Source organism: Methylocella sp. CPCC 101449 (genome assembly GCF_031921685.1).
Taxonomy (GTDB): Bacteria; Pseudomonadota; Alphaproteobacteria; order Rhizobiales; family Beijerinckiaceae; genus Terripilifer.
In genome coordinates, this window is the sequence record NZ_JAPDHU010000003.1 from 135,446 (window position 1) to 150,206 (window position 14,761).

General features: G+C 56.8%; 15 protein-coding genes, 1 tRNA gene and 2 rRNA genes. 7 read left to right on the top strand and 11 right to left on the bottom strand.

What is annotated here, in order from left to right:
• Positions 1-9: 9 nt before the first annotated feature.
• The 3 genes from OIM99_RS20785 to OIM99_RS20795 are packed head-to-tail and all read right to left on the bottom strand — an operon-like array spanning position 10 to position 2,306.
• Positions 10-681, bottom strand: a complete 672-nt coding sequence (locus tag OIM99_RS20785) for an RraA family protein (protein WP_311852399.1) — start codon at positions 679-681, stop codon at positions 10-12.
• 11 nt (positions 682-692) lie between these two features.
• Positions 693-1,478 carry an SDR family oxidoreductase gene (locus OIM99_RS20790; protein ID WP_311852400.1) on the bottom strand — a complete coding sequence of 262 codons (786 nt, stop codon included), beginning with the start codon at positions 1,476-1,478 and terminating at the stop codon, positions 693-695.
• Between the two features lie 9 nt (positions 1,479-1,487).
• Positions 1,488-2,306: an aspartate dehydrogenase gene (locus OIM99_RS20795; RefSeq protein ID WP_311852401.1), complete on the bottom strand. Its 819-nt coding sequence runs from the start codon at positions 2,304-2,306 to the stop codon at positions 1,488-1,490.
• A 91-nt stretch (positions 2,307-2,397) separates the two neighbouring features.
• Here OIM99_RS20795 and OIM99_RS20800 point away from each other — a divergent pair, with 91 nt between their 5' ends.
• The 7 genes from OIM99_RS20800 to OIM99_RS20830 all read left to right on the top strand — a co-directional run bounded on the left by OIM99_RS20800 (position 2,398) and on the right by OIM99_RS20830 (position 8,173).
• Positions 2,398-3,417: a LysR family transcriptional regulator gene (locus OIM99_RS20800; RefSeq protein ID WP_311852402.1), complete on the top strand. Its 1,020-nt coding sequence runs from the start codon at positions 2,398-2,400 to the stop codon at positions 3,415-3,417.
• Between the two features lie 331 nt (positions 3,418-3,748).
• Positions 3,749-4,756, top strand: coding sequence for an ABC transporter substrate-binding protein (locus tag OIM99_RS20805; RefSeq protein WP_311852403.1), 1,008 nt, complete (start codon positions 3,749-3,751; stop codon positions 4,754-4,756).
• A gap of 37 nt (positions 4,757-4,793) precedes the next feature.
• Complete coding sequence (locus tag OIM99_RS20810; RefSeq protein ID WP_311852404.1) at positions 4,794-5,330, top strand: VOC family protein; 537 nt, start codon at positions 4,794-4,796, stop codon at positions 5,328-5,330.
• A 3-nt stretch (positions 5,331-5,333) separates the two neighbouring features.
• Positions 5,334-6,146 carry an ABC transporter permease gene (locus OIM99_RS20815; protein ID WP_311852405.1) on the top strand — a complete coding sequence of 271 codons (813 nt, stop codon included), beginning with the start codon at positions 5,334-5,336 and terminating at the stop codon, positions 6,144-6,146.
• Between the two features lie 11 nt (positions 6,147-6,157).
• Positions 6,158-6,949 carry an ABC transporter ATP-binding protein gene (locus OIM99_RS20820; RefSeq protein WP_311852406.1) on the top strand — a complete coding sequence of 264 codons (792 nt, stop codon included), beginning with the start codon at positions 6,158-6,160 and terminating at the stop codon, positions 6,947-6,949.
• A 91-nt stretch (positions 6,950-7,040) separates the two neighbouring features.
• A complete protein-coding gene (locus OIM99_RS20825) occupies positions 7,041-7,454 on the top strand; it encodes a VOC family protein (protein WP_311852407.1) in 414 nt (137 codons plus the stop codon).
• Positions 7,455-7,510: 56 nt separating this feature from the next.
• The gene (locus tag OIM99_RS20830) at positions 7,511-8,173 is read left to right on the top strand and encodes a GntR family transcriptional regulator (protein ID WP_311852408.1); all 663 of its coding nucleotides are present in this window, start codon (positions 7,511-7,513) and stop codon (positions 8,171-8,173) included.
• Positions 8,174-8,184: 11 nt separating this feature from the next.
• Here OIM99_RS20830 and OIM99_RS20835 read toward each other — a convergent pair whose 3' ends face one another.
• The 8 genes from OIM99_RS20835 to OIM99_RS20870 form a co-directional block, all read right to left on the bottom strand.
• A complete protein-coding gene (locus tag OIM99_RS20835; protein WP_311852409.1) occupies positions 8,185-9,111 on the bottom strand; it encodes a fumarylacetoacetate hydrolase family protein in 927 nt (308 codons plus the stop codon).
• A gap of 134 nt (positions 9,112-9,245) precedes the next feature.
• Entirely contained in the window at positions 9,246-9,671 is a 426-nt protein-coding gene (locus tag OIM99_RS20840; RefSeq protein WP_311852410.1) for an ABC transporter substrate-binding protein, read from the bottom strand.
• 386 nt (positions 9,672-10,057) lie between these two features.
• Positions 10,058-10,381 (bottom strand): hypothetical protein, encoded by a 324-nt coding sequence (locus OIM99_RS20845; protein WP_311852411.1) that lies wholly within the window; start codon positions 10,379-10,381, stop codon positions 10,058-10,060.
• A gap of 27 nt (positions 10,382-10,408) precedes the next feature.
• Positions 10,409-10,804 (bottom strand): type II toxin-antitoxin system VapC family toxin, encoded by a 396-nt coding sequence (locus OIM99_RS20850; RefSeq protein ID WP_311852412.1) that lies wholly within the window; start codon positions 10,802-10,804, stop codon positions 10,409-10,411.
• A complete protein-coding gene (locus tag OIM99_RS20855; protein WP_311852413.1) occupies positions 10,804-11,049 on the bottom strand; it encodes a type II toxin-antitoxin system VapB family antitoxin in 246 nt (81 codons plus the stop codon). The genes OIM99_RS20850 and OIM99_RS20855 overlap by 1 nt, the downstream gene beginning before the upstream one ends.
• A gap of 218 nt (positions 11,050-11,267) precedes the next feature.
• Positions 11,268-11,344 (bottom strand) — tRNA-Met (locus tag OIM99_RS20860).
• Positions 11,345-11,459: 115 nt separating this feature from the next.
• Positions 11,460-11,574, bottom strand: a 5S ribosomal RNA gene (rrf, locus tag OIM99_RS20865).
• A gap of 103 nt (positions 11,575-11,677) precedes the next feature.
• A 23S ribosomal RNA gene (locus tag OIM99_RS20870) occupies positions 11,678-14,490 on the bottom strand.
• Positions 14,491-14,761: the final 271 nt, after the last annotated feature.

Sequence of the window (14,761 nt, forward strand, 5' to 3'; positions counted from 1 at the left end):
CGATCCGTATCAGACGTGACCGTATTTCTTCAGCGCCTCGCCGAGCGAAAGCCCCGCGAGAATTTCCGCGCGAATGTCCTGTTCGCGCCGCGTCAATTCCTCGGTGCGGATCAGCACCGGCTCGATCAAAGCAGCCGGAATGACAATAGCGCCATCTTCGTCGGCGAGGATAAAGTCGCCCGGTGAGACAGTGACGCTTTTGCTGGTCGCGCCACTCATCGAAACGGGAATATTGTAACCGTTCACTTTCCATCGGCCTATCGACTGGACCGGCGTGCGGTATTTAGCGAAGACGGGAAAGTCGTGCTGGCTGAGATAACGCAAATCGCGAATACCGCCGTCAACCAGAGCACCGACGCAGCCGCGCTCCTTCATGCCAATGGCGATCAGCTCGCCAAAATAGCAGATACCACTGCCATCGCCGCTCCACACCGAAACATCGCCCGGCGAAAGCCCCTGGCAGGCCTTCATCTTCTCACTGTCGCCACCAAGCGGATAAGGAGTCATCTGGCCGCGGATCGTATAGGCAAAGCCGGCGATGCGCTCGGCCCCTCGCACATAGGGCGCAAAATCCGCCGACAGGCCGAGGTCAGGATGGCCCATTTCGTCGAGCACGTCCGCTACGTTCGAAGTATCGACCTTGGAGTATCGAGCGATGATGTCTGCTCTATTGATCGTCATGACAGCTCTCGTTAAATGCTGGGAATGTAGCCGCCGTCGACGCGAACGACGGTGCCGGTGATGTAGGAAGCGCGGTCGCTGGCCAGAAAGGCTGCGGCATCGCCATATTCTGCCGGATTGCCATAACGGTTCATCGGAATGGTCTCGACGCTTTGTGCGATCACCGCGTCAACCGACCGCCCTTCCCGCTTGGCGCGCGCTTCATCGAGCGCCCGAATGCGCTGCGTGGCAATGCGGCCCGGCAGAATGATATTGGACGTAATGCCATGCGGCGCCACCTCGCGTGCCAACGTCTTCGACCATGAGACGAGCGCGGCCCGCAGCGTGTTGGAGATGCCGAGATTGGGAATCGGCGCTACCACACCAGATGAGGTGCTGGTGATGATGCGCCCCCATTTCCGCCCGATCATATGCGGCAACGCGCGGTCGGTGATCTTGAAGACGGAAAGCGCCATGCTCTCGAACTGGCCTCTCCACGTAGCGGCTGCAACGTTGCGCGCCTCGCTCGGTGGCGGGCCACCCGTGTTGTTGACGAGAATGTCGACCGGACCGAGATTTTGTTCGATCCAGGCGAATTTTTCCTCGATCAGCTCTTGCTCGCCCAGATCCCACAGAAGCGGAACGAAGCGGCCGCGCGCGCCCTTCAACCGTTCGGCTGTACGCTGCAGACTTTCATCGCGAATACCACCGCCGACGACGATGGCCCCTTCTTGCGCCAGCGCTTCGGCGATCGCCGAACCGAGACCGCCCCCCGCACCCAGGACGAGAGCAACCTTCTTATCGATGCCAAGATCCATCGCCGCCCCCTATGTGCCAACACGCAATGGCGCGTTGATCTTGCGCAGATAGGCGATCACCGAAAGGGCTGTGATTCGGCCGGTCTTCGGATTTTCGCTCGGTATATTGCCAATCGTCATCGAAAAGCTGGCCGAATCCGCATCGACCTGGATGCTATGCGTGTTGCGATCGATGCCGGGGTCGGCCCAGATCTCCAGCGTCGTCTTGTCCACCCCGATGCCGGCGAGGCCCAGCGCAACGGCCACGTTGAGATTGGCCGGGAAGCCGACGGCCGCTTCGCGTGGCGAGCCAGAAAAGATTTTCATCGGCGCTTTGATGTCGTCGATTTTGATGTTGTTCTGCTCCAAGAAGGGAGCGCCCATCAGGCCTTTGACCGGCTTGCGCGTCACCATGGTGACGCTGCGGATCGTGCCTTCCGCTGCGGCCGTCACCGCGTCGAGCCCGAGCAGAGCCCCAGTTGGCACGCCGATCTGTCCGCCATGGGCCTTGGCGGTCTCGACCAGATCCATATTGTTGAGGAGTGCGCCACAGCTCAACACAATGGCCGTCTTACCGTTTCGCACAAACGGTTCGACGATCTGGCGTACCAGCGCGGCCGGGGCGCATTCGATAACAATGTCGGCAAGTGGCTCAAGTGCCACCACATCGACGACCTGCGGCGGCGCCTTGAGATGATGTAAGCGCTCTTTGGCGGCATCGATGTTCTTTGCCGACACCGCCACGAGCTTCAGGCCCGGAATCCCCTTGTCGATTTCCTCAGCCAGCTTCAGGCCGACGGCACCAAGACCGGCGATTGCGACCCGCAACGGCGCGCCCGTTTTCTGCATGATTTGTTTCCCGCTCGCGAAATGAGTGGTCGAGCAATGGGCCGTTCGACTTGGCTGGACAAACCATTTGTTTTCACGGTATGCATGAGAAATGGTAATGCATACGTCTCGGACGCCGCGTTTCAATCTTGGAACCTTGCGTGGGTTCGAGGCCGCCGCGCGTCATCTGTCGTTTACGCTTGCCGCGCAGGAACTGAACCTGACACAAGGCGCCGTCAGCCGACAGGTCATGCAACTTGAGAACGATCTCGGCACTGTCTTGTTTGAACGGCGAATTCGTCGACTTCTGCTCACGCCCGCCGGACAGGATTTCTACGTCGCCTCGAAAGCGGCGCTGCGGCTTTTGGATCAGGCGGCGGCCAAGGTCCGAGGCGATAGCGAAGAGACACGGATCACGGTTTCAGTGCTGCCAACCATCGGTGCCCTCTGGTTGATGCCGAAGCTGCATCGCTTCCGCAAAATGCATCCCAAAATCGACATGCGGCTGGTGAGTTCCATCGAACCGTTTAGTCCCGGTCCGGATGCCGAAATCGCCATTCGCGTCGGCCTGCCACCGGGCCAGATTCAGCCCAGCAAAACCAGCCCCATTGAAGGGCCCCGGATCGACCTGACGATGGCGACCAAATGGGATGGGCTATCATTCACCGAACTCATGCCCGACACGCTCGTGCCGGTCATGTCTAAAAAGCTCGCGCCTGTTGATCGGAAGCTGAGTCTGCAGGATGCTCTGGTGTCATTCCCACACATTCATGTCTCCTCGCGCCGACACGCATGGCCCGATTGGCTCATCGCACAGGGCATCGAAGCGCCCACCCGATCGGATGACGTGGAATGCGGCCATTTCTTCATGGCTCTTGATGCGATGAAAGACCGGCAAGGCATCGCCCTTGTTCCAGCCCTGATCCTCGCCGATCTGGAATACCTGCAGGATCTCGAAATCCTACCCTGTAGGCTCCAACGAAGCGCTGGCAGCTATCACGCCGTCTTTCAGCGTGCCCACGCCAGCAATCTTGGCGTGATCGCTTTTCTGGCCTGGTTGCAGGAGGAAGCGGCGATGCTGCAGACGCGCACCGACAGGGTTCTCGCTGAAGCACTTGCTGGAAGTGGCTAACGTTCAGAGAAGTTTAGCCCAATAGATCCGATGGCGATTCCGTTGAACCAAGGTCCAAAGACCGTGGATTGCAATGCCGTCGCCACCCATCATGGGCGAATTAGGTATACACGAAACATTCCCCCAAGAAATGCGGACTGAAGCTCTGAGGTCAAGCCAAAGGAATTTCCACCGCGGCGAAACCGGCTCGAATGACAAGTTACCCGTATAAATACGGCATTCCTGGCCGATCCGAGCAATCGGAAGCAGACATTATATTGCCCGCTCCTAAATCTTATTGACGTGCATACCTAATGATGACAACGTATACACGTACGCATAAGCGACGCTCGTGTTGGGGAACCTCGAGATGCTGCGAAGGAAGGTTGCGACTGGTCTACTGTGTGCTTTGTCCATGTTGCCGGCGACAGCGCCGGCAGCTGAAAAAGTAACGTACAACATGGCTTGGCTGCCGCAGGGCAGCGTCGGCGGAACGATCGTCGCCAAGGCTAAAGGTTTCTTTACGGAAGAAGGACTGGATGTCGAACTGACGCGCGGCTACGGCGGCCAGCGCACGGTGAATGAAGTCGACCAAGGTCTATTCGATATCGGCTACGGCGATCCGCCGAGTGTGATCCTCAACAATGCCAATGGCGGACGCACCGTTCTTGTCGGCGCGATCAACACTCGATGGCCCGCTGGGCTCTGCTTCGTCGAGGACGGCAAACGACATCCCAAAACCCCGGCAGAACTCAAGGGTATGACGGTGGCCGGTGGCGCTGGCTCGCCGGTGCAGAACATCGTTCCCGCATGGCTGAAGATGAACAACTTACCGCCCGACAGCATCAAACTGCTGCGCATGGAGCCGGCCGTCATTAACAGTGCGCTGATCGAGGGTCGCGTCGATCTCGCCGAGTGCTGGGAAGGCGCCAACATGCCGCTGCTTGACTTCACAGCGGCGCAAGCGAGCAAGAAGGTCAATCACGTCCTCTATCGTGATTTCGGTCTGCATATCTATGGCAACGGCTTCGTCACCAGTCAGAAGATGATGAAGGAGCGGCCCGAAGTGCTGCGCAAGTTCCTGCGTGCCAGCTACAAAGGTTACCGCTACATGGCCACCAATCCCGACGACAGCGCCAATGCCATCGCCGGTCTCTATCCGACGTTGAACAAAGGCGTTCTCACCGGTCAGATCAAGCAGACGGCAGATCTGCTCAGCGATCCCGGACAGCCCGACCAGCAGATGGGCTTCCTGCGCGACGACCGCATGGCCAATACGTTCAAATTCACCACTGAAGCATTCGGCGTCGGTGACAAGCTGAATGTGAAGCAGTTGTACTCGAACGAATTTTTAAAATGAGGACGATGCAATGAATGTGCATCGGGAGGGAGTTGGAATGACCGCTATCAAGCCGCAGAAGCTCGGCCACATCGTGCTGATGGTACGAGACGTCAAGAAATCTTGCGACTTCTATACGGACATACTCGGCTTGAAAGTGTCCGACTGGATCGACGATAAGATGGTATTCCTGCGGGCCGGCGAGGATCATCACGATCTTGCCTTGTCGCAGATAGATGGCGATTGGAACTACGATGCGCCGGAAGCCGGCCGCAGACCGGGCCTCGAACATTTTTCCTATCTCGTCGATTCCCTAGAGGAGATGGAAAAGGCCGCGGCTTTCCTGCAAGAAAAGGGCATCGATATCGTGCGCGGTATCGGCAAACACGGTCCCGGTGAAAACTGCTTCCTCGTCTTCAAAGATCCCGATGGCAACAACGTGGAAATCTATTGCGAGATGCTGCAGATCCCCCGTGACGCCGCTCACAAGCCGGAAGTCTGGGAGCGCAATATCGAATCCTTCGACCGCTGGCGTTTTGCCCGCTTCATCAATCCGCCGCCGGCTCAAGTCGTGGCGCAGAAGAAGGGAGGCTGAGACATGGCGCTCGCGACACAACAATTTGGCGCCAGGCGCGCCAAACGACCGTCAAAAAGCTGGTTTGTGATTTCGCCAACCATCTGGCAGCCGGTCGTCTTTTTCGGGCTTCTGTTCGTCGCCTGGGAAGTGGCGGTCACCGCATTCAACGTACGTCCCTATCTCCTGCCCCGCTTCAGTGTCGTCGCCAGCGCCTTGTGGACGGCGCGGGTCGACCTCTTTCACAATGTCGGCATCACCATGGTCGAAGTGGCGTTCGGCTTTGCCGCCGCCGTCATTGGTGGTGCGCTGCTTGGCATCGTCATCTATGCATCGCCCGTGGCGCGGCGGACGATCTATCCATTCGTGACCGCTCTGCAAGCCATGCCCAAGAGCGCGCTGGCCCCGCTCATGGTCGTCTGGTTCGGTTATGGTCTTTTCTCCAAGAGCGCCATGGCTTTCTTGTTCGCCTTCTTCCCGATCGTGGTGGCGACGCTCGGCGGCTTTCTCGGCACGCCCGCCAATCTGGAAGAACATTTCCGCGCTCTGCGCGCCTCTTCCTGGCAAACGTTCGCGATGTTGCGGCTGCCCGCCGCCCTGCCCATCTTCATCGACGGCTGCAAAGTCGCCATGCCGCTCGCCATCATCGGCGCCATTATCGGCGAGTTCGTCGGCTCGCAGGACGGGCTTGGCAACTATCTGATGATGGCAGCCTCCAGTTCGCGCACAGACCTGATGTTCGCGGCCATTCTGGTGATCACTGCCACATCGATGATTCTCTACTGGCTCCTCGAAATCCTCAGCCGCTGGGTTTGGTGGCGCGGCATTCAATTCTGATCGGTGACATCATGCTTGCGGTGGACAACAAGACCAGGGCGATGATTTCCGACAAGCCGGCGATCAACATTCACAACTTGCGCAAAACATTTGGGCCGGATGTCGTTGCACTCGAAGACATCAATCTATCGGTTCCTGAGCGGCAGTTCATTTCAATCATCGGGCCGAGCGGCTGCGGCAAGAGCACGCTCTTGCGCATTCTGGCTGGTCTGCTGTCGTGGGATGAAGGCACGGTAGACCTCGACGGCGGTTCCGTGTCGGAAAGCAGCAGGGAAGTCGGTGTCGTCTTTCAATCCAGCAATATGCTGCCTTGGCTAACGGTGCGAGACAATGTCGCCCTCGGCGCCAAGATCCGCGGGGTTTCCACAGGCCCCAACGGCCAAGTCGTCGACGACATGCTGAAAGTCCTGTCACTCGACAAGTTCGCCAAGAGCTATCCGCATCAATTGTCCGGCGGCATGCGCCAGCGCGCCGCCATCGGCCAGGCCCTGGTGCTCAATCCGAAAATCCTGCTGATGGACGAGCCCTTCGGCGCGCTCGACGCTCTTACCCGCGATCGCCTGAACGTTGAACTGCTGCGCATCTGGCAGGAACAGATGAAGACCGTGGTCCTTATCACCCACAGTATTTCGGAAGCCGTGTTTCTATCGGACCGGGTGATCGTGATGTCGCCCCATCCCGGCAAGATCATCGAGGAAATCGACATCGATCTGCCGCGTCCACGCCAACCCGACGCCACACGGCTTAACCCGCTCTTCGGCCAGTATGTCACCACCCTGAGCAAGATCATGGGCGTCATTTGATCGGAAGCCAGAGTCAGCTGAACCATATGTTCAATACCGTATCGTGTATACACAACGGCTGCGTAGCAGCCTCGAATATGAGGTACCTTCCATGACCAGCAAGCTCCGCCACATCGCCATTTCGGTTCCCGATCCCGAGGCGGCTGCCACCTTCTTCGAAAAGGCCTTCGGCATGACCCGCGCCGGCAAGGCGATGCGCGGCTGGTACATGACCGACGGCGTATTCAATGTGGCTTTGCTGAAGTTCACTGGCGAACCGGTCCCCGGCTTCGAGGACGCCGGCGAACACTATGGCCTGATCCATTTCGGCATGTGGGTCGACGACCTCGACGAAGCCGCCAAGCAAATCGAAAACGCCGGCGGCAGCTACCTGACCGGGCGCAAGGAAAAGGACCCGAACGTCTATTACGAGGTCAAATACAAGACGCCGGAAGGCTTCGTTTTCGACATTACGGAATCGGGTTGGAAAGGCGCGGTCAAGAACGTGGTTGCATCCGAAGCTTGAAAGTGCTTCGTCTTGGTAGCTACTTTGTCTAACTGAACAGCAACGCCGCATAGACCATGAGCACGAACTCATCGCGTGTTTACAAGGAACTGGCGCAGCAGATCATCAGCGGATCGCTGCCGCCCGGCCAAAAGCTCGAAGAAAAAATCCTAGCGGAGCAGTTCGGCGTCTCCCGGACGCCGATCCGCGAGGCTTTGCGCGAACTCGGGGCCCGCGGTCTGGTCGACTTCATTCCTCGTCGCGGTGGTATTGTCGCCGAGATCGGCATCCCGCAGTTGGCGGACATGCTGGAAGCTGAGTGCGAGATCGAAGGCTTATGCGCCAAACTGTCGGCGCAACGCATGACAGCGCTCGACAAGGGCAATCTGATGGAGATTCATCGTCAGGCCGTGAAGCTGGGCAACTCCCGATCGGAAGCCGCCTATCTACAGCTCAATCACGAATTTCACGATCTGATCTGCGCCGGTGCGCGCAACCAAACGATCGCCACAACGGCGCGCGAGTTGCGTGAACGCCTTGGTGCCTTCCGCCAGTCCCAATCGGGCACTCTGAAAGAGCGTATGGAACGCTCCAACGAAGAACATGAGGCGATCGTCCAAGCGATTTTGGCGGGGCAGCCGGAAGCCGCCTACGAGGCCATGCGCAAACACAATGCCCGGCTTAGTTCTGGCGTGCTGCGTCTGCTGTCTCGCAATGTGGAAATAGCACCAGCCAAATGAACCCACCTGGGTCAAACCCGGGCGCGCACCAACAATTCTACCGGATTGGTCAGCGTACCGATTGCCGGAATTTCCGCTGAAACGGTGTCGCCTGGTTTCAGGAACATATTGCGCCCCATTCCAACACCAGTTGGCGTACCCGTGGCAATCATGTCGCCTGGCTGAAGTGTCAGCATGCGCGACAGATAGGCGATCTGCTCGGCCAGCGTGAAAATCATCTCGTTCGTATTACCGTCTTGCATCATCTGATCGTTGACACTCAGCTTGAGCTGAATGTTCTGGGGATCGGGAATGAGCGAGGCAGGAACGAGCCAGGGTCCTGTCGGGCCAAATGTGTCGTAGCTCTTTCCACGGAACCAATCGTTCTTGAACGGAAAATCCGTCCGACGGCTGAGATCGCGCGCGCTGATATCGTTGAAGATCGTATAAGCGGCGACATGGGCTAGCGCCTGCTCCACGGAAATATCGCGGCCGCGCAGACCGATGACGGCGGCCAGTTCCACTTCCCAGTCCACCATGGTGGATTCATCAGGCAGCAATATCGCCTCGTGCGGCCCGACAACCGAGGTGTCCGCCTTCATGAAAATATAGGGCTGGCTGTCCGCCTTGGCTGCCAAGGCAGTGCCCATCTCCTGCGCATGCTCGACGAAGTTCGACGCGGCGCAGAATATCCGTTTCGGCACGATTGGCGCCTTGATGACTGCTCTTTCGGGCAACGGCATCAAGCCATGCCGCTTCGCTTCGATCTGGGCAGCAATCTCGGCGAGCTTCGGTTGCAGCCTCTCCCAACGATCGATGATAGCCATCATGGAAGAAAAATCTTGGTCAACACCGAAATGCTTGGCAGCTTCAGCTAGGTCGTACAGCGCTCCGCCCACGATAATTGCGGTGCAATATTGCCCGTCGACATCGACTATCCCTAAAGCATGCCAGATCATGACCTCGCCTCGTGTATGCATGAAATATATTTGTGCATACACTAGTAGCAGGCGCGCGGATCGTCAATTTAAATTGTTGCGAACTTTTGGGGACGGAGTGCTTCGACTGTGCACCAAACCGATATCGTTTCTATTCAGAAGTGCCCATGACTGAAGGATAAGTCGACCATCGTTTTAATGTCAGCCGACTTGGGGGCCACCCCCAGCTCTTGCCAGATGGCCAATTGACGGCTCATGTCCGCAACATCCACCTCAGGTTGCCGATCATAGTAAGGCAGGGCGCTTTTTAAATTCCGCGAGATTGTAAAATGCAGCCGTCGTCCGCCAAGACCGATGTCAGCATCGCCGGACACCACAACCAGCGGCACGGCGGAGGCAGCGTCAAAGAAGTTAAGTTGAATATCCAGCCCTTCATTCCGGAAGAAACCTTTCTCCACCCCGATGTAGAGCGGCGCATTCAAAGGAAGCCTCACGAGTCCAATTCGCCCTTTAACAAGCTCCTGAACTGAGGCGTGTGAAGTATCGGCCTCTGCCGCGTCGCCAACCAACGCAGCAAACATGAGCAGTAATCGCTTTATCACTCGTTGCCTCCCTTTGATTATTACGATCGTTCCCAGCCGATCGCGTCAAAAGCTTTGAAAAAGTCGGCGGTCGCCATTCCGCATAAATGACCTCGCTCAATGACGGGCTTTCCGCATGCTCCAAGCAAGGCGCTTCCACGCCAACATCAATCCCTGGCGGCAAACCACGCATCAGCTCAAACAGAGGCAGGTGCCCTTGGCCTGGATGGAGCCGGCTCGAACGCGCTTCTGTGCGCAATTCGGATGCCTGTGGTGGCGATAGATGCGCGTGGCAATACGCCAGCATCGAAGGGTCCAGGATCGCAATGTCCGCAGGATTCGCTGCTGAGCGGCGCAGATGCAGGGCATCGATGAGAACCCCAGCATTAGCGCAACCGCTTTGTTGCACAATGGCGTAAGCGGCCTGAATGGTCGACGTATGGCAATATGGAATAAATTCGAGCATCACTTTGAGCCCAAAAAGAGTGGCTCAATTCACAGAGGCGAGAAAAATTGTCCGTGCGAGTGGGCTCGGCATCATTGCCAACGACCAGCACATTGCGCGCGCCCAGTTGAGCGGCTGTATCGAACACAGGCAGATAAGACTCGGCCTCCGTCTCGGCCGTAAGCCAGAAGGACTCAACATCCAGAATGTCGTGGCCGGTATCGCTCAACCGCCGTTTGATCTGCCGAACCAACGACGGCTGCACTCGGCTTCCATTGCAGACATGGGAAGCTCAGGCCGCTTCGATGTCCGTCAGCGGAAAATCGGCGCCCTTGAACATCAGTGGCTCGCCAAAATGCCGGGCGCAGGCGTAAGCAAAACAGTCGCCGAAATTGAGCCGCGCCGGATGCCGGCCCTTGCCGTAACGGTCGAAGGCCTCGATCGCGATCCGCGCCGCCGCCGGCGGCACCACCACCGTCTCGATCTTCACCAAAGCAAGATAGCTTTCGACTGCGTCGGCTGTTTCGGCGATGGGAAGATCGAGGATTCGGGCAACCGCGATTGCCGCCTCCCAGACCGCCAACGGTGATGTCAGGCGCTTGGGGTCCTGTTGCAATCGCGCCAGAAGCTCGCGCGCGTCGTCTTCGTTGGTCAGCAGCGCGGTCAGTGCCGAGGCGTCGATAAACATCAATGGTCCTCGTACAGGCTGTCGCGGAAGGCCTTGTCTGCCGGCTGGCCCTCGGCGGGTTGGCCTTTGGCACGCAAATCACGTGTGAATTGGATACCAAGCTCCACCAGGGAGGGCTTTCCCTGTTCACGCTCAAGCTCATGGAGAAGCGCCGTATGCACGGCTTCGGTCAGGCTCAATTTTTTGAGCGCCGCGACCTTACGGGCCAGCGCATCCGTCTCGGAATTCTTAATGTGGAAGGCCATGAACCGCTCCATCTAGACTAAACTATCTATCCATATATAAAATATACGATACACGATAGAAAGAGCTTCGAACTGCGCCGGCTCGACCACTTCATTTTCCACGCACTAGCACCGCCCATCGCCGCTGGCTGCGGATGCTTCGAACCCACGACCCTAAGCCCTTGAAATTTTAGACAAAATAAAACCCCAGCAAAATGTTTGCTGGGGTTTCTTGAATTTGGTTGCGGGGACAGGATTTGAACCTGTGACCTTCAGGTTATGAGCCTGACGAGCTACCGGGCTGCTCCACCCCGCGCCAACCGGAAAACTGCGGCTTCATTAAAGTGTCGCAGTTTAAAAAGCAACGACGGCATTCGTGAAGAAGGCCGCCGCGAACTTTCATGATGAAGAGGCAGATCCGTTTTTTGCAGGCCTGGCAACGACCTACTCTCCCAGGTCTTGAGACATAGTACCATTGGCGCGGGAGCGTTTGACGGCCGAGTTCGGGATGGGATCGGGTCTGGTCACTCCGCAGAAGTCACCAGGCCGGCAAAAAACGGATTGAAGCAAAACTGGTTTTTGTATCATGGCCAAAGCCGTTTCCCTTGTGGGGTCGTGCTTTGGACTGGATGGATATCGACTAATGAGAGTGTTTAAGCCGATCGAGCTATTAGTACCGGTAAGCTACATGCATTGCTGCACTTCCACACCCGGCCTATCAACGTGGTCGTCTTCCACGGCTCTCGAGGGAGAACTCGTTTTGAGGTGGGTTTCCCGCTTAGATGCATTCAGCGGTTATCCCGTCCGTACATAGCTACGCTGCACTGCGGCTGGCGCCACAACAGCTCCACCAGAGGTACGTTCACCCCGGTCCTCTCGTACTAGGGGCAAATCCTCTCAATTCTCCTACACCCACGGCAGATAGGGACCAAACTGTCTCACGACGTTTTGAACCCAGCTCACGTACCACTTTAATCGGCGAACAGCCGAACCCTTGGGACCTTCTCCAGCCCCAGGATGTGATGAGCCGACATCGAGGTGCCAAACACTGCCGTCGATATGGACTCTTGGGCAGTATCAGCCTGTTATCCCCGGCGTACCTTTTATCCGTTGAGCGATGGCCCACCCACTCGGGACCACCGGATCACTATGACCGACTTTCGTCTCTGCTCGACTTGTTTGTCTCGCAGTCAGGCAGGCTTATGCCATTGCACTCAACGAGCGATTTCCGACCGCTCTGAGCCCACCATCGCGCGCCTCCGTTACTCTTTGGGAGGCGACCGCCCCAGTCAAACTGCCCACCATGCGCTGTCCCGGCTCCGGATGACGGAGCTCGGTTAGATATCCATGTCAATAAGGGTGGTATTTCAAGGGTGACTCCACCTGAGCTGGCGCCCAAGCTTCAAAGTCTACCACCTATCCTACACATGCTAACACGAATACCAGTGCAAAGTTGCAGTAAAGGTGCACGGGGTCTTTCCGTCTGACCGCAGGAACCCCGCATCTTCACGGGGAATTCAATTTCACTGAGCTGATGTTGGAGACAGCGGGGAAGTCATTACGCCATTCGTGCAGGTCGGAACTTACCCGACAAGGAATTTCGCTACCTTAGGACCGTTATAGTTACGGCCGCCGTTTACCGGGGCTTCGATTCAAGGCGTGAACCTCTCCTCTTAACCTTCCGGCACCGGGCAGGCGTCAGACCCTATACGTCATCTTGCGATTTCGCAGAGCCCTGTGTTTTTGTTAAACAGTTGCCACCCCCTGGTCTGTGCCCCCCCGACCTGGTTGCCCAAGCCGAGAGCCTCCTTCTTCCGAAGTTACGGAGGTAAATTGCCGAGTTCCTTCAACATCATTCTCTCAAGCGCCTTGGTATACTCTACCAGTCCACCTGTGTCGGTTTGGGGTACGGTCTAATGTGGGGGCTATTTCCTGGGACCACCAGGTTGCACAGGAAATCCAATAATCCCGTACAACTTTCGCAATCCGTCACCACCCACTGGCCCACGAATATTAACGTGGTTCCCATCGACTACGCCTTTCGGCCTCGCCTTAGGGACCGGCTAACCCTGCGAAGATTAACTTTACGCAGGAACCCTTGGACTTACGGCGACACTGTCTTTCACAGTGTTTGTCGTTACTCATGTCAGCATTCGCACTTCCAATACCTCCAGGATGCCTCACGGCTGTCCCTTCGACGGCTTATGGAACGCTCCGCTACCGCGCATTGCTGCGCCCAAAGCTTCGGCTCGTGGCTTGAGCCCCGGTACATCTTCGGCGCGGAAACCCTTATTTAGACCAGTGAGCTGTTACGCTTTCTTTAAAGGATGGCTGCTTCTAAGCCAACCTCCTGGTTGTTTTGGGATTTCCACATCCTTTCCCACTTAGCCACGAATTAGGGGCCTTAGCTGTTGGTCTGGGTTGTTTCCCTCTCCACAATGGACGTTAGCACCCACTGTGTGACTCCCGCGCATTACTTCCAGGTATTCGGAGTTTGGTTAGGCTTGGTAAGGCTGTGAACCCCCCTCACCCATCCAGTGCTCTACCCCCTGGAGTATTCACGCGAGGCTATACCTAAATATATTTCGCGGAGAACCAGCTATTTCCGAGTTTGGTTGGCCTTTCACCCCTAATCACAAGTCATCGGAGCCTTTTTCAACAGGCACCCGTTCGGTCCTCCAGTAAGTGTTACCTTACCTTCAACCTGCTCATGACTAGATCACCCGGTTTCGGGTCTAATCCGACGAACTGAACGCCCTGTTCAGACTCGCTTTCGCTGCGCCTACACCTACCGGCTTAAGCTTGCTCGTCAAATTAAGTCGCTGACCCATAATACAAAAGGTACGCCGTCACCCAGGACGAACCTTGGGCTCCGACTGTTTGTAGGTATCCGGTTTCAGGAACTATTTCACTCCCCTCGTCGGGGTGCTTTTCACCTTTCCCTCACGGTACTTGTTCGCTATCGGTCGCTAAGGAGTACTTAGGCTTGGAGAGTGGTCTCCCCGTGTTCAGACAGGATTGCACGTGTCCCGCCCTACTCAAGTCCTCAATGTTTCGAAATCCGTACGGGGCTATCACCCACTAAGGCCCGACTTTCCAATCGGTTCCGATTAAAAACACTGAGGCACTGGCCTGGTCCGCGTTCGCTCGCCACTACTAACGGAGTCTCGTTGATGTCCTTTCCTCCAGGTACTTAGATGTTTCAGTTCCCTGGGTTTGCTTTTGTACCCTATGTATTCAGGCACAAATACCTTCTGTTGATATCTGTAAGTCCAAAACCATGCAGCTTCGTCTCCGAAGCACAAGGCCTCGGAATTACAGATATCGAAGGTGGGTTTCCCCATTCGGAAATCCGCGGATCAAAGGTTGTTCGCACCTCCCCACGGCTTATCGCAGCGTACCACGTCCTTCATCGCCTCTTAGCGCCAAGGCATCCACCGGATACCCTTATTACACTTAATCACTCTCATTATCGCTATCCACCTCTCGTGGTCCCTCGGCAAAGGGCCACGCGGTCGCTGAAGGGTCTTCAGCAGGATCACGATAGAAAAGACCAGTTTTGCTTCAAACATATCCGGGAGCGCTGCGGTCAAGCTACGCCCACGTGCCGGTTACAAGAACCAGCTGCTGGTATGCTTACCCATCAAGTCCACCTCTCGAGATTGCTCTCGATCAGCTTCCCTTGCGGGTAACCGGATATATTTCCTCTTCACGATGTCAGAAAACTTCTCAG

Coding starts and splice junctions, on each gene's coding strand:
- OIM99_RS20785 (WP_311852399.1), bottom strand. CDS start 681: ATGACGATCAATAGAGCAGACATCATCGCTCGATACTCCAAGGTCGAT.
- OIM99_RS20790 (WP_311852400.1), bottom strand. CDS start 1,478: ATGGATCTTGGCATCGATAAGAAGGTTGCTCTCGTCCTGGGTGCGGGG.
- OIM99_RS20795 (WP_311852401.1), bottom strand. CDS start 2,306: ATGCAGAAAACGGGCGCGCCGTTGCGGGTCGCAATCGCCGGTCTTGGT.
- OIM99_RS20800 (WP_311852402.1), top strand. CDS start 2,398: ATGGTAATGCATACGTCTCGGACGCCGCGTTTCAATCTTGGAACCTTG.
- OIM99_RS20810 (WP_311852404.1), top strand. CDS start 4,794: ATGACCGCTATCAAGCCGCAGAAGCTCGGCCACATCGTGCTGATGGTA.
- OIM99_RS20815 (WP_311852405.1), top strand. CDS start 5,334: ATGGCGCTCGCGACACAACAATTTGGCGCCAGGCGCGCCAAACGACCG.
- OIM99_RS20820 (WP_311852406.1), top strand. CDS start 6,158: ATGCTTGCGGTGGACAACAAGACCAGGGCGATGATTTCCGACAAGCCG.
- OIM99_RS20825 (WP_311852407.1), top strand. CDS start 7,041: ATGACCAGCAAGCTCCGCCACATCGCCATTTCGGTTCCCGATCCCGAG.
- OIM99_RS20830 (WP_311852408.1), top strand. CDS start 7,511: ATGAGCACGAACTCATCGCGTGTTTACAAGGAACTGGCGCAGCAGATC.
- OIM99_RS20835 (WP_311852409.1), bottom strand. CDS start 9,111: ATGATCTGGCATGCTTTAGGGATAGTCGATGTCGACGGGCAATATTGC.
- OIM99_RS20840 (WP_311852410.1), bottom strand. CDS start 9,671: ATGTTTGCTGCGTTGGTTGGCGACGCGGCAGAGGCCGATACTTCACAC.
- OIM99_RS20850 (WP_311852412.1), bottom strand. CDS start 10,804: ATGTTTATCGACGCCTCGGCACTGACCGCGCTGCTGACCAACGAAGAC.
- OIM99_RS20855 (WP_311852413.1), bottom strand. CDS start 11,049: ATGGCCTTCCACATTAAGAATTCCGAGACGGATGCGCTGGCCCGTAAG.